This window comes from Kangiella sp. TOML190 (assembly GCF_023706045.1).
In the GTDB taxonomy this organism is placed as follows: Bacteria; Pseudomonadota; Gammaproteobacteria; order Enterobacterales; family Kangiellaceae; genus Kangiella.
The window spans coordinates 39,765-53,364 of the sequence record NZ_BQYL01000001.1 but is presented as its reverse complement, the minus strand read 5'-3'; the positions used below and the strand labels follow the sequence as shown (position 1 = coordinate 53,364).

General features: G+C 44.1%; 11 protein-coding genes and 1 riboswitch. Of the genes, 4 read left to right on the top strand and 7 right to left on the bottom strand.

Annotation, left to right across the window (positions count from 1 at the left end):
• Positions 1–58 precede the first annotated feature (58 nt).
• Together NFS34_RS00245 and NFS34_RS00240 are read right to left on the bottom strand one after the other, a co-directional pair.
• On the bottom strand, positions 59–913 hold the full coding sequence (locus NFS34_RS00245) for a M48 family metallopeptidase (RefSeq protein WP_251357829.1): 855 nt from the start codon (positions 911–913) through the stop codon (positions 59–61).
• A gap of 29 nt (positions 914–942) precedes the next feature.
• Positions 943–1,482: a hypothetical protein gene (locus NFS34_RS00240; protein WP_251357828.1), complete on the bottom strand. Its 540-nt coding sequence runs from the start codon at positions 1,480–1,482 to the stop codon at positions 943–945.
• A 227-nt stretch (positions 1,483–1,709) separates the two neighbouring features.
• Between NFS34_RS00240 and sodB the strand changes: the two genes are divergently transcribed.
• Together sodB and NFS34_RS00230 are read left to right on the top strand one after the other, a co-directional pair.
• Positions 1,710–2,291: a superoxide dismutase [Fe] gene (sodB, locus tag NFS34_RS00235; protein WP_251357827.1), complete on the top strand. Its 582-nt coding sequence runs from the start codon at positions 1,710–1,712 to the stop codon at positions 2,289–2,291.
• Between the two features lie 651 nt (positions 2,292–2,942).
• A riboswitch (cyclic di-GMP riboswitch) is annotated at positions 2,943–3,029 on the top strand.
• Between the two features lie 71 nt (positions 3,030–3,100).
• Entirely contained in the window at positions 3,101–3,331 is a 231-nt protein-coding gene (locus tag NFS34_RS00230) for a hypothetical protein (protein WP_251357826.1), read from the top strand.
• On the opposite strand, the gene NFS34_RS00225 is transcribed toward NFS34_RS00230, so the two are convergent.
• Positions 3,328–3,765 carry a potassium channel family protein gene (locus NFS34_RS00225; RefSeq protein ID WP_251357825.1) on the bottom strand — a complete coding sequence of 146 codons (438 nt, stop codon included), beginning with the start codon at positions 3,763–3,765 and terminating at the stop codon, positions 3,328–3,330. The genes NFS34_RS00230 and NFS34_RS00225 overlap by 4 nt on opposite strands.
• Before the next feature lie 171 nt (positions 3,766–3,936).
• On the opposite strand from NFS34_RS00225, the gene NFS34_RS00220 reads away from it, so the two are divergent.
• Both NFS34_RS00220 and NFS34_RS00215 read left to right on the top strand, forming a co-directional pair.
• A complete protein-coding gene (locus tag NFS34_RS00220; RefSeq protein ID WP_251357824.1) occupies positions 3,937–5,277 on the top strand; it encodes a DUF2157 domain-containing protein in 1,341 nt (446 codons plus the stop codon).
• Positions 5,270–5,896, top strand: coding sequence for a GDYXXLXY domain-containing protein (locus NFS34_RS00215; protein WP_251357823.1), 627 nt, complete (start codon positions 5,270–5,272; stop codon positions 5,894–5,896). The genes NFS34_RS00220 and NFS34_RS00215 overlap by 8 nt, the downstream gene beginning before the upstream one ends.
• A 1-nt stretch (position 5,897) precedes the next feature.
• Here NFS34_RS00215 and NFS34_RS00210 read toward each other — a convergent pair whose 3' ends face one another.
• The 4 genes from NFS34_RS00210 to NFS34_RS00195 all read right to left on the bottom strand — a co-directional run bounded on the left by NFS34_RS00210 (position 5,898) and on the right by NFS34_RS00195 (position 13,561).
• Entirely contained in the window at positions 5,898–7,247 is a 1,350-nt protein-coding gene (locus NFS34_RS00210) for an amidohydrolase family protein (RefSeq protein ID WP_251357822.1), read from the bottom strand.
• Between the two features lie 218 nt (positions 7,248–7,465).
• Positions 7,466–8,776 carry a ribonucleotide-diphosphate reductase subunit beta gene (locus NFS34_RS00205; RefSeq protein ID WP_251357821.1) on the bottom strand — a complete coding sequence of 437 codons (1,311 nt, stop codon included), beginning with the start codon at positions 8,774–8,776 and terminating at the stop codon, positions 7,466–7,468.
• Positions 8,777–9,057: 281 nt separating this feature from the next.
• Positions 9,058–11,940, bottom strand: coding sequence for a ribonucleoside-diphosphate reductase subunit alpha (locus NFS34_RS00200; RefSeq protein ID WP_251357820.1), 2,883 nt, complete (start codon positions 11,938–11,940; stop codon positions 9,058–9,060).
• Positions 11,941–12,394: 454 nt separating this feature from the next.
• Entirely contained in the window at positions 12,395–13,561 is a 1,167-nt protein-coding gene (locus NFS34_RS00195; RefSeq protein WP_251357819.1) for an ABC transporter ATP-binding protein, read from the bottom strand.
• Positions 13,562–13,600: the final 39 nt, after the last annotated feature.

Genomic DNA, 13,600 nt, shown 5'->3' with positions numbered 1-13,600 from the left:
GATAAGTCACCAGCGCAATCCTTAAAAATTTGTCTAGTTTTGTCAGCTAGAATACAACTTAAGGCTTTAAATTGTTGGGAAGTCCTTCTGGGAATTGACTTTGAATGGCCTTATCTATTTTTTCAATACGATTTTCCGGATTAGGGTGAGTACTAAAAAATTCTGGTGCTGAGCGACCTTGGCTCGCGGCCGCTAGGATTTTCATCACGCCTTTCAAAGCATTAGGATCATAGCCCGATTGCGCCATCAGCATAACCCCAATGGAGTCTGATTCCAGCTCATCCTCGCGGCCATATTGCATATTGACCATATTGCCGACCATACCAGCCATTTGCCCCATGCCGCCGGACTCTGTGCCCATGATGACCGCTTGTATAATACCCTGAGTTAGCTGAGATTTGGCCATCCGTTGAGCTGAATGTCTCGCCACAACGTGGCCAATTTCATGCGCCATCACGCCAGCTAACTGTCCTTCGGTTTCTAATTGACGAAACAGGGCGTAAGTAATAAACATCTGACCGCCAGGTAAGGCAAAGGCGTTGACTACGCTGGCATCGCTTAGCAAGTGACATTCAAACTGCCATTGGGTTTCAGCAGCTTGGCTGTTGCGAATAATCTGCCAGCAAACGGAATCGAGAAATTCTTGCAACCTCGGATCAGGGTGCAAGCCGCCATGCCGCGCAGCCATTTGCTCGACCGCCTGCAAGCCCATCGCGATCTCTTGGCTTGGAGTCATGCTTAAATACTGTTTTTCCCCAGTGACTGGGTTATAGCTGGCAGAAGAGCAATAGGATAAGAGCGCAAAGCCGCCGACCGCTAGCGCGATAATTAAACGAATTTTCCCAGCGCCTCTTAAGCCGGCGTTTCTCAGTGGGAATGCTTTATGTCCAAAGCGGCGATTGCCTATTCGCATCCTGCGTCCTTTAGTCCGTTAAAATCACGTTAATGGGTTCCAAAAGAGCTCAGTTGGAACTTTTCAGAGTCTTGCCACTGTTCAATTTCTAAGGATTCGTAGAAAAATCCTGCCATGCCGCCAATCAGCATATTAAATAGTAGGAATGCAGCTCCTTCGAATAAATACATCCAGCTAAAGAAATAGGTCATGCTGTAGATGTTAATAAGGTAGTAAGCAAGTCCCACTAAAGCGCCACCAGTGATCCCAATCAAGGTTCCAAAGCGATGAAAAATGCTGGCGATAATGGTGGTTAATAATAAAGTTAGCGCGACATGAGTGACGATAGCGACCAATAGGTGGCCGATGGAGAAGCTGGCAGGAACGCTAATCACGGAGCTTCCGAGCAACATCGAAGCCCAATACTGGATAATGCTACTGGTGTCGAGGTTGATTAGAGCAGGAAGTACAAAAAACAGTAGGGGTAAGCTTAATACGCCAGTGATAACACCCGCCCAAACTACCGCTGACCAGTCCAATAACATTTTTGGTGGCTTTGGCGTTGGTTGTGACTCCATTTGTGTGTCCATAGTCCGTTCCCTCCTGCTTTTTACTGCAAATCTTGTTTGTTTTACTTTACGGTAAAAAGATCCTACCAGTTAATAATACCGATTTTTAGGGATCTGACACAAGTTTACATTTAACATTTCAATCATTTAGATAAGTCAATCCTATTGGGAAGCTTGGGGCTTCATGTTAGAATTTGGGGCTTTAGATTAGCGTCATTTATTTCGTCATTATTTATAGGAGCATGAAAATGGCTTTTGAACTTCCAGCATTACCCTACGAGCGTGATGCCTTAGCCCCCCACATTTCTGAAGAAACCATTAACTATCATTATGGCAAACACCACAATGCATACGTGGTTAACCTAAACAAGCTGATCGATGGCACTGACATGGCAGACATGAGCCTTGAAGAGATTATCCGTACTTCAGAAGGCGGCGTATTTAACAATGCGGCACAAGTTTGGAACCACACTTTCTATTGGCACAGCCTAAGCCCAAATGGTGGTGGCGAAGCGAGCGGCGCTTTAGCTGATGCGATTAATGCTGCATTTGGTTCATTTGCTGATTTTAAAGAAAAATTTACCGCTAGTGCTATTGGTAACTTCGGCTCTGGCTGGACTTGGTTGTGTAAAAATGCTGCTGGCGACTTGGAAATTGTTAACACCAGCAATGCAGCGACTCCATTAACTGAAGCGGGTATGACGCCACTGTTAACGGTTGATGTTTGGGAGCATGCCTACTATGTAGATTATCGCAATGCACGCCCTGAGTACTTGAACCACTTCTGGGAACTGGTTAACTGGGATTTTGCTGCGAGTAATTTCGCTTAAGCAAGCCGATTTACCCTAGAAGAAGCCCTTAATCCTAAGGGCTTTTTTTATGGCGAGGACTTTTTGCCTCAAAATCTTGCTTGATGAAAGGTGTTTCGTAAAGTTTATTGACACTATCTATCCATTTTACAAATCTTTTACATTTGCCCTTTGAAAACAAGGTGTTAGCCAGTTGTAATGAAAGTGTTCATTGTTCTCCTAAGCTATCTTGTCAGAGGGGTAGCTAATACGGAGATTGTGAGTTGGCCCGCTCCCCTAAGCGGGCCTTTTTTATGCTTAAAAATTGAATTTCATAGCTAAAGTTTGGCGATTATTAGTGTTTACACAAAAAAAGCTGCCTAATAGCAAGTCGAACCTAAATTCTGGTTCGCACCTTAAATTCTTGCGGATTGACATCTCTAAAGCTGCACTTGGAGTGACAAAAAATGTCTTTTTTTGTGTGAGTTGCGTCATATTTTGAGTGTTTGCAAACAGTTTCTGAAGCTGCTCAGTAGCGTTAAATATTAAGCCCAAAATAACAGCAGTACAATAAAGTTTATAAATATCAATAGTTTACCATCGATTGCTGGCTGTTGCTTGTAAAATAATACAAACAAGAATACGCCAATATTGTGAATTAGTTCAAATTTGCTAGTATGAGCTTAACAAGTTTAGACGAAACGGCAAAAGTGGCGAAAGCCATTGACGCAAAGTCACCGGCCTAAGGCAAGTATTTGCTAAGGTAGCGGGACCGCCGAACCTGATACAGTTCTAACTTCGGTAATCATCTAGCTTGTAACCATGAAATATTCAAAATGGAGGTATTTAAGATGTTTATCGTGATCAAAAATCAGGCAGAAAAAAGTTTCAATTCTCGATTGGAAGCTTTAAAGCGCAGTTATCAATTTTCTATTGTTAAGTCCGACTCGGAAGAAAATTCAGAAGTATTTTATCTAAAGTTAGGCGAAGCGGAAGACTTGCTAACCTCTTTTGCTCAAGACGCCAAATTCGGTTTTGGCAACCACCTTTTTATTGAGCGGATCAGCAAGATTCCGGATTAATCACTTACTTTCCAATAACGTTCCATTTTTAGGTACAGAAAAGAGGCGGTCCAAGCAATCAGAACCAGTCCTAATAAACACTCGGTACCTACCATGAAACGGATTGGACCTTCGGGGACTAGATCGCCATAGCCTAGGCTGGTGTAGGAGATAAAGGAGAAGTAAATGGATTCCATAAAACCGTGAGCGGCTTTGCCACTACTGTGCATAATAAAGTTATCGCTGGTATTGTTGACTAAGAAATAATGAGCAATACCAAATAACCAAACTTCAACGGTATGGGCGGCGATTGCCAACACGGAACCTGCTCCAACTTTAATACGTCCTTTTAGCGCTAATTTATCGCTGATGTCGTCGAAGCGGTGTAAGGCTTCGTAATGAACCGCTACACAAAGGAAAATTAAAAAGAGCGAAATGACGAAAGTAAGCAGCATAATTAATCCTTTAAAAACATCAGACTCTTACTATAACTAACTACTAATCAAAATCCAATTAGACCTGTTGTTAGCTTATAAAAGGCAATAAAATCATAGCTTTGCAGTTAAAAATTTGCGCGTTATAGGCTTTATGGTAGAGTCACTAGATAGTCTTTGATTGAGATATTAATGCAAAACAAAAGTATTGGTCCCGAACAGCAAGCTTGGCTGCTTGAGCAAAGTAAATATTGGTTAGAGCAAAACATTATCAATGAGCAACAAGCACAAACCATCAATGGCTTGTATCAAAAACAGCTGCCGGAACATAAAAGTTCCTTAGCCAGCGCAATTTTAGCGAGCATTGGCGCTTTGCTTATCGGCGGCGGTGTCATTTTGTTATTTGCTCATAATTGGGAACATTTAGGTAAGGTTGCTCGAACCCTTTTTTCGTTCTTACCATTAGTCTTAGCGCAGCTTCTTTGTTTTTACGTTTACCGCAAAAAATTTACTGCTGTGGGTTGGAGAGAAGCGGCTGCTACCTTAGTTTTTTTTGCAGTGGCAGCGAGCATCGCCCTAATTGGGCAAACCTACCATATTTACGGTGATTTAGAGCGCTTTGTGTTGAGCTGGTTGCTACTTGGTTTGCCACTGATATATTTGATGCGCTCCAATATGGTACTCATTTTATCAACGGTTTTGATCGTATGGCTTTGCACCTTCCAGGGTAAGCCTTACTGGCTCTTTTTCTTGGCTTTAATGCCGTATTGGCTATATAGCTTTCGACGAGAACGAAATGCGAGCTTTTATTGGAGCACTTGGTTAGCAGCTTTTGGTTTTGCCATGGCATTAATCATCAGTGCTATTTGGCGCCAATCCTTGATAAGCCTCTATCCTCTTATTTTCTTGCTTTTGATGTCTAGTGTTTATTATTTAGCAGGTAAGTTAATTTTTGGGTTTGATGAACATGGTTTCTGGAAGAACCCACTCGTCAGCCTTGGCGCGATTGGCATTGGTTGCTTTAGTCTACTACTTTCAAACAACACTTATGGTCTAGGCTGGTACTATCGCACAAGATCTATATCGGATGGTTTTAACAGCTATTTAGACGCCGCTTTATTGTTCGTTGCATTAGCGTTTTTAATCTTTGCAGTCGTTCGTTATGGTAAATCTTTGCAGCTTTATCAATTATTGCTAGCAGCGATAGGTTTGGTGGGTATTATTGCTCTATTTGAGTTTGCGCAATGGCTAAATTGGCTGCCTTGGCTTGGCGTGGTTATGAATCTTTTTATTCTAGTCGCCGCCAGTTTAATCATTATCCGCGCAGTGGAGCAGGGTAGAGCTTTATTACTTAATGCTGGGCTTTTGTGGCTCTCGGGCTTAATCTTATTGCGTTTCTTTGATAGCGACTTGTCTATTTTTAGTAAAGGTATGGCTTTTATCTTTATTGGTAGCGCCTTTATTGGAGTCAATGTCTGGTTTAACCGACAGCATAACAAGCAGCTGTCAGCCGAAGGAGCCGCCGATGAATAAGCTAGTTGAAGGTTTGATGACTAAATTATGGCAACCAAAAATTTGGTTAATCGCGGCTATTATTGTCTTTCTAGTGCAACTATTTGTACCAGCCTATATGATTGCTGAACAGCAGCAAACTCTTAAACATGGCGAGCTTTATAAGTTTAAAATTCGTCCTATAGACCCCTACGATCCTTTTCGCGGACGCTATGTAACTTTGAGTTTTGATGCTGAGCGGGATGCTTTTGTGTTGGACGGTGAAAAAGATTCGCCACCATTACAACGCAACGACTGGGTGTATGCCAAATTGATAAAGGATCAAGAGGGTTTTGCTAAGTTTAGTGGTCTAACTTTAGCGCCGCCATCAAATGGCAATGATTATTTGCGCCTACAAGTTCGCTATCGCAGCTCGAATGATCAATACCACATCAATATCCCTTTTGACCGCTATTATGCGCCAGATAATAAAGCTTATGCCATCGAAACCAACGTTCGCCAGCGTACTCGCCGAAATAGTGACGATCAAGTTTATGTCGCGGTTAAAATCCGCAAGGGTAAAGGCACTATCGAAGATTTATTAATTAACGAAGTACCGATTTTGCAGTTTGTAGAAAATCAGCAAGGGCGGACCGACTAATTTATTCAGCGTGCTTGGCTAAATAGTTTTTGAGGTATTGCAAAATGGCTTGCTTATCTGTCCAGATGCCGTTGTGGAAAACGCCTTGAATGCTATAGCTGTTTTCGATCTTGTCCAAAGGGTTGTTGCTGAGCATTATCATTTCAGCATTTTTGCCTACTTCTAAAGTCCCTATTTGATCTGAGAGATTTAAAAAATTGGCAACATTAACGGTTCCAGTTTTTAGGGCTTGATAAGGCGTTAGACCCCTATCTACCATCAGTTTTAATTCTCGATGAATAGAAAAACCTGGTACATTGAATATTTGCGGGGCATCAGAGCCTAATAGGATCTTTCCATGATGTTGCTGAATGGCTTTTAATAACAGCGCACGGTAGTCCAAAAAATCTTGGCGTATGGTTTTAGGAGCATTAAAGCCTGCTTTCGCGTCAATCCAGTCCTTAACGGTTTGTGCACTAACGTACTGCATTTCAGGCCGTGCCGCTAAATCTTGACCGCTAACATCATTGGCCAAATTATCCATTAGAGTTTCAGTGGGAACTAACCATGAATCCGACTTGGCAAATTGTTTGGCGAACGCTTCAATTTTATTAGAGTCGACATAGGCAACGAAATTGATCCCAAAAAACTGCTGGTTTTGCGATTGTTTGTCGCGATGAATATCGGCAAAAAGAGGACGAAAAAATTGGTCTAAATGATCAATCGTGGCTTGCTTTTTAGCTAAGGCCAAATCCACCCCAACCTCATCAGGAATATGACCGCCAAAGGTGATGTTATGGCTATGAGCTTCATCGGCAATGGCAATAAACTCCTCGCGTGACAATCCGGGATGCAGCTTTAGAAAGTCATAACCGGCGTTAACTTGTGCCTTTACCTTTTCCTTAGCCTGTTTTACCGAATGAATAGAGTTACCGTTAAAAGAAGGCCCTGAAGTGATTAGACGCGGGCCGAGAGTGTTATTAGTTGCTAGATTATCGCGCAATTTTAAATGTGAGGGCTCACCCAGCATACCGCGAATAGTCGTGACGCCATTGATCAAATAAAGGTACAGGTAATGATCACGCGTCTGAATATTGCTCTCTCCCAAAACATGAGCGTGCATTTCGGCAAGCCCAGGCATTAAATAGTGATTAGAGGCATCAATGACATGGACAGTTTTGGGAAGTTTCAAGCTGCCGGTTTTACCTATCGCTTTGATTTTACCATTTACTATCAGCAAGTCTTGTTTAGAATCAACAGCATCAGATTTCATACTGATAAGATTAGTGTTTTTAAAAAGATAACTATCGGCAAGAATAATTTGACTAGTAAACACTAGGGTTAATAGCAGGGTTAGTTTAAATAAATTCATAGTGACCAATGGTTATTTATTCGTCTATACAGTGTATTTCAATTGCATCAACACTGCCTTGCTAACTTGTAACAAAGTTAAACGGTAATGACAGTTACTTTAGTCAGTTTTTGCGACAAAAGATATTTTCGAGAATATAAGAAAACGGCCAAACTCTTTCGAGCTTGGCCGCTTATTTGTGCTATCGTTTATTCAACCCTTCTAGTTTAGTTATTGGGTTAGTCCCAAGATAGCGCTCCCCCCGTTTGATACTCGATGACGCGAGTTTCAAAGAAGTTTTTCTCTTTCTTTAAGTCCATGATTTCGCTCATCCAAGGGAATGGGTTGGATACACCTTGGAATTGCTCTGGAAGGCCTAGCTGCGCGAGGCGGCGGTTACAGATGAAGTGTAGGTATTCTTCCATCATGCTAGCATTCATGCCTAAAACACCGCGTGGCATAGTATCGCGGGCATAGTCAATTTCTAGCTGTGTGCCTTCTAAAATCATTTGGATGACTTCCTGTTGGAACTCATTAGTCCATAGGTGTGGGTTTTCCAATTTGATTTGGTTAATCACGTCAACACCGAAGTTAAGGTGCATGGATTCGTCGCGCAAAATGTATTGGAATTGCTCGGCCACACCTGTCATTTTGTTACGACGTCCCATTGAAAGAATTTGAGTAAAGCCGCAGTAGAAGAAGATGCCTTCGGTTACGCAGTAGAAGCCGATGAGATTTCGTAGCAACTCTTGATCCGATTCTGGAGTTCCTGTTTGGAATGCGGGGTTAGAAATTCCTTTAGTGTGTTCGATGCTCCAAGCAGCTTTTTTGGCAATGCTGGGAACTTCACGGTACATATTGAAGACTTCCGACTCGTCCATCCCTAAAGATTCCACACAATATTGGTAAGCATGAGTGTGAATAGCTTCTTCGAAGGCTTGGCGCAAAATGTATTGACGACACTCAGGGTTAGTGATCAAGCGATAAATCGCTAATACCAAGTTATTGGCAACTAACGAGTCGGCGGTTGAGAAGTAACCCAGTGAGCGCATTACGATTTTACGTTCGTCGTCAGACAAGCCATTGGGATCTTTCCAAGTGGCGACGTCTTTAGTCATGTTAATTTCTTGTGGCATCCAGTGGTTAGCACAGCCATCAAGGTATTTTTGCCAGGCCCAGTCGTATTTAAAAGGTACTAATTGATTCAAATCAGCGCGGCAGTTGATCATTTTTTTATCATCAACATGAATACGCTGTGCACCCATTTCTAGCTCTTCTAAGCCTGCTGCTACGTCTAGCTTTTCTAAGCCGGCTTGGGCGCGAGCTACTGGATCGTCAATACCGGAATAGTCGGCTTTGGTTTCCTTGCTAGCTTGGATACTTGCTTGGGGTTTGGTCGCCGTAGGCGCAGGGGTTGCTTCTACCGAAGGAGCAGCGTTAGTCTCTGCTTGCGAAACTGTTTCTTGTATTGCCTGTTGCGCAGCTTCTGGATTGGCTGACGTTTTAGTTTCAGGCTGTTCGTCTTTGTTGTAGTCGTCCCAGTTGAACATAATTACCTCAGTTACGATTATTTAATGACTAGCGCTAAAAAAGAGGGGGAGAGTTCAAACAAAATCCCTCAAGAATTGTTTGAGTTCCCTAAAGTGAGAACCGTCTCCCCTAACTTTTTATTGTGCTTACTGTCGTTGTTGTCGTGGCGTTAGTGACTAATAACTAGTCGCGCCTACTTCTCTTTTGTTTTATGCCCGCCTGTTAAAAGCCCAGGCGGACGGTTTAGCCTATTGGATCGATTTTCGAATCGATAAAGTTGTCATTCTTGTTATAGCCAAGATTACTGACAAGCTTCACAATCCGGGTCGTCAATCGAACAGGCTTGTGGTGCAGCAGAGCCTACTGGCGCTGCGGCTACGGCGTTCAATTTACCATCGCTGATGGTGGATTTTTCAGTACTGGTGGCGCCCAGTGAGCGCAAGTAGTAGGTGGTTTTTAAGCCACGGAACCAAGCCATGCGATAAACCATATCCAGTTTCTTACCCGAAGGTTCGCTCATGTAGAGGTTTAGCGATTGTGCTTGGTCAATCCACTTTTGGCGACGGCTGGCTGCTTCGACGAGCCACTTCGGCTCGATTTCAAAAGCAGTCGAGAATAAATGTTTCACTTCATCAGGAATGCGGTCGATTTGGGTTAAGCTACCTTCGTAGTATTTCAAATCATTAACCATGACTTTATCCCACAAGTTACGGGCTTTAAGCTCGTTCACCATGTAAGGGTTCACCACCGTGAATTCGCCTGACAAGTTCGATTTTACATACAAGTTTTGGTAAGTCGGCTCAATCGACTGAGAAACGCCAGTGATGTTGGAGATGGTTGCGGTTGGGGCTATCGCCATCACGTTCGAGTTACGCATTCCGACGGTAGTCACGCGTTCGCGCAGTCCGTCCCAATCCATAGTTTGGCTTTGGTCGACTTCGATAAAATCACTGCCGCGCTCGTCAATTAGTTTCTGCACTGAGTCAATGGGCAAAATACCTTGTGACCATAGCGAACCTTCATAGGTTTCATAGGAACCTCGCTCTTCGGCGAGATCGGTCGAAGCCTGAATGGCGTAGTAAGAAATCGCTTCCATCGCGCGATCGGCAAACTCAACCGCTGCGTCCGATGAATAAGGCAAGCTTTGTAGATACAAAGCATCTTGGAAGCCCATCATGCCAAGGCCGATAGGGCGATGACGCATATTGGATGCTTTAGCCGTTTCGACGGGATAGAAATTGATATCAATCACGTTATCCAGCATACGCACCGAAGTGGTCACGGTTTTTTCCAGTTGCTCCAAATCCAACTTGCCATCTTTCATGTGCTTAGGCAGGTTAACCGAGCCTAAGTTACAAACCGCAATTTCTTCTCGCGCTTTAGTATTCAGCGTAATTTCGGTACACAAGTTAGAGCTGTGAACCACGCCAGCGTGTTGTTGTGGTGAACGCACGTTACAAGGATCTTTAAAGGTGATCCAAGGGTGGCCAGTTTCGAACAACATGGACAACATTTTGCGCCATAGATCTTTGGCTTGGATGGTCTTGGCAGTTTTTAGTTTGCCGTATTTGGCCATCTCTTCGTAGTATTCGTAACGCTCTTCAAACGCTTGCCCATATAGATCGTGCAAATCCGGTACTTCGTGTGGGCTGAATAACGTCCACTCGCCATCGATCGAGACACGCTTTAAAAATAGATCTGGAACCCAGTTAGCCGAATTCATATCGTGGGTACGACGGCGATCATCACCAGTGTTTTTACGCAGTTCTAAGAACTCTTCGATATCGCTGTGCCAAGTTTCTAAATAAGCACAAACTGCACCTTTGCGCTTGCCGCCTTGGTTAACCGCAACAGCAGTATCGTTGGCGACTTTTAAGAAAGGTACAACACCTTGCGACTTGCCGTTAGTGCCTTTGATGTAGGCACCAAGGCTGCGTACGGGCGTCCAGTCGTTGCCAAGACCGCCGGCAAATTTCGATAAAAGGGCATTGTCTTTAATGGCGCTGTAGATACCGTCTAAGTCATCAGGAACATTGGTCAAGTAGCAGCTAGAAAGCTGTGGACGCAAGGTGCCTGAGTTAAACAAGGTTGGCGTCGAGCTCATATAGTGGAAGCTCGATAGGTTGTTGTAGAATTCGATAGCTCTTGCTTCGCGATCGTCTTCGCGTACCGCAAGCCCCATACAAACACGCATCCAGAATACTTGTGGCAATTCGATACGGGTTTCGTCTTTATGGATAAAGTAGCGATCGTATAAGGTTTGAATACCAAGGTAGGTAAACTGCATATCGCGCTCAGGCTTAATCGCAGCCGCTAGGCGCTCTAAGTCGAAAGATAACAATTCAGGGCTTAACAATTCGTGCTCTACCCCAAGTTGCAAGTAAGCTTTAAAGGCTTGCGGGTAGATGTTGGCCATTTCCGCTTGGGTCGCGCGTTTGGCAACGCCTAAGGCTTGCAAAGCTTCGGTGCGGATCGAATCCATCAATAGGCGAGCAGTAACATAGGTATAGTTTGGCTCATTTTCGATCATGGTTCGTGCAGTCATCACCATGGCTTGATAAACGTCTTTAATAGCGACGCCATCGTAAAGGTTGCGCATGGTTTCTTTGATGATGGCTTCAGGATCCACATCGTCTAAATCTTTACAGGCTTCCAATACCACCGTATGCAAGCGTTGCACATCTAGCGGTCGCTGAGAGCCGTCTTCGACCGTGACCACATATTGGTGATCGCCAACAATAGCGTCCAATTTAGCGCTATCACGCTCGGCGCGCTCTTTAGCTCTTTGCTCGCGATACAAAACGTAAGCGCGGGCAATTTTTTGCTCACCATTACGCATTAAAGCTAATTCCACTTGATCTTGAATGTCTTCAATGTGGATCGTGCCGCCTGCAGGCATCCGGCGTTTGAAAGCTTCGGTGATCATCTCCGTTAGCTTTTTAACCGTTTCATGTACCCGACCGGAAGCTGCTGCTGCGCCGCCTTCAACTGCGAGGAAGGCTTTTGTCATGGCTACTTCGATTTTGGACCCCTCATAAGGCGTTACCTTACCATTGCGTCGAATAACGCGAATTTCCCCGGGCTTGGTTGCCTGAATTTCAGGGTGATTGCTGCTTAATGGTGCAGTATGCTCTTTATTCATTTCAGTGACTTTGCCAGCCTCTTTACCAACCTCTGTTTCCATTGCTCCTCCGCGAACCTCTCTCTTTAGCTTTGCTTTTTATAGGATTGCATTTTTTTGGCTTCACCTTTTTCACTTTGCTTTTCCACTTTAAATGCTGCTCAATATGGTTAGCGAGCGGTATTTTATCCTTTTATTATGCTGGTTTACTGCCAGCATAATTAGGCTGTTTTTTAAGCAAAAATGAAGCTTGTTGTGAATTTTGTAACGAAAGATCAAGAAGTTAGCATAACGTCTTGACTGAAACTCTCGGACTCATGCTCGACAATACCCATATCTGGTGTTACAAAATGACACAGATACAAGATAGTGCGTTTTTATGCCCTTGGCAAGAGCATATCTTGGGGAATTTGCTGTGGATAATTTGTGGGAAAAATTGAGTAGGGCGCAAAGCCTTGAACGGCTTGGTCTGGCGTTTTGTCAAGCGTTAAAAATTATTTTTCAGTGTCGGAAAATTTTACAGTTCAATGCGGTTTGGATACACGATCAAGTGTTTAACGTCTAAATCTAGCCCTATATCTTGGGTTAGAGGGTAATCGTGATGGCTGGCGAAAAGGGCCTTTAGAACCTCTTTATTGGCGAGTTCTAACTCATATTCGATGATTGCCCCTCGAAACACCTTATGCAGCACTCTAGCGCGCAGAGAGGAGCTAGGATTGGGGGTAATATCGTCAGGCCGCATCAACACTAAAACCGTCTCATGATCAGCAAATTGGTATTGGCCAGGGGTTTGCTCTGGCAAAGAGTGATGCTCAGGCTTGGCTTCGCCATGGGTAAACGAATAGTTATCGATATTAGCGATAGGAAAGTCACCCAAAACCGTACTGACAATGGGGGTTTGATCTTCGGAGTGTTCTTCTTGACTCATGTCCTTGTGAATTACGCCGCTAATAAAATGGCCATCACCAATAAAACTGGCGATCTGCGGATCGGCGGGCTGATGGTACAAATTATAAGGAGTATCCCATTGCAATAACTGGCCTTGGTGCATGACGCCAATATAGTCGGCCATGGCAAAGGCTTCTTGTTGATCGTGCGTTACCAACAGCGAAGCTATGCCTTGAGCTTTTAGCAGCTGCTTTAGCTCGCGGGCCAGTGCTCGGCGCAAATGAGTATCCAAGCTCGAAAAGGGTTCATCGAGTAAAATCAGCTTAGGTTTTGGCGCTATGGTTCTGGCGAGCGCGACTCGCTGCTGCTGGCCACCTGAAATTTGGTGCGGGAAGCGCTCCCCAAGACCGGCTAAACCGACCAACTCTAAACATTCTTCGATACGCTGGGTTTTAGCATGGCGTGATAATTCACGCAGGCCGAAACCAACATTGTCAGCAATCGATAAGTGCGGGAAAAGAGCATGATCTTGAAACACTAACCCTAAATGGCGCTTCTCTGGTGGAACCATCGCGCTTGGACTGGAGCACACCTGATCGTGAATAGTGATGATGCCTTGATAAATGGGCTCTAAACCAGCGATGGCACGCAATAGGGTGGTTTTGCCACAACCGCTGGGGCCAAGTAGGCAAGCGCTTTCGCCAGGTTTTAATTGAAGGCTAATACCTTCGACCACCATTTGCTCGTCATGGCGACACTCTACCGATTGTAAATCGAGTACAAATTCAGGGGGCATAGGTTAGCTTAATAGTGCGATTGATTATCATTTGCCGTT

What these genes read in the sequence shown, in the direction of transcription:
- NFS34_RS00245 (WP_251357829.1), bottom strand. Translation starts at nt 913, where the DNA reads ATGCGAATAGGCAATCGCCGCTTTGGACATAAAGCATTCCCACTGAGA.
- NFS34_RS00240 (WP_251357828.1), bottom strand. Translation starts at nt 1,482, where the DNA reads ATGGACACACAAATGGAGTCACAACCAACGCCAAAGCCACCAAAAATG.
- sodB (WP_251357827.1), top strand. Translation starts at nt 1,710, where the DNA reads ATGGCTTTTGAACTTCCAGCATTACCCTACGAGCGTGATGCCTTAGCC.
- NFS34_RS00230 (WP_251357826.1), top strand. Translation starts at nt 3,101, where the DNA reads ATGTTTATCGTGATCAAAAATCAGGCAGAAAAAAGTTTCAATTCTCGA.
- NFS34_RS00225 (WP_251357825.1), bottom strand. Translation starts at nt 3,765, where the DNA reads ATGCTGCTTACTTTCGTCATTTCGCTCTTTTTAATTTTCCTTTGTGTA.
- NFS34_RS00220 (WP_251357824.1), top strand. Translation starts at nt 3,937, where the DNA reads ATGCAAAACAAAAGTATTGGTCCCGAACAGCAAGCTTGGCTGCTTGAG.
- NFS34_RS00215 (WP_251357823.1), top strand. Translation starts at nt 5,270, where the DNA reads ATGAATAAGCTAGTTGAAGGTTTGATGACTAAATTATGGCAACCAAAA.
- NFS34_RS00210 (WP_251357822.1), bottom strand. Translation starts at nt 7,247, where the DNA reads ATGAATTTATTTAAACTAACCCTGCTATTAACCCTAGTGTTTACTAGT.
- NFS34_RS00205 (WP_251357821.1), bottom strand. Translation starts at nt 8,776, where the DNA reads ATGTTCAACTGGGACGACTACAACAAAGACGAACAGCCTGAAACTAAA.
- NFS34_RS00200 (WP_251357820.1), bottom strand. Translation starts at nt 11,940, where the DNA reads ATGGAAACAGAGGTTGGTAAAGAGGCTGGCAAAGTCACTGAAATGAAT.
- NFS34_RS00195 (WP_251357819.1), bottom strand. Translation starts at nt 13,561, where the DNA reads ATGCCCCCTGAATTTGTACTCGATTTACAATCGGTAGAGTGTCGCCAT.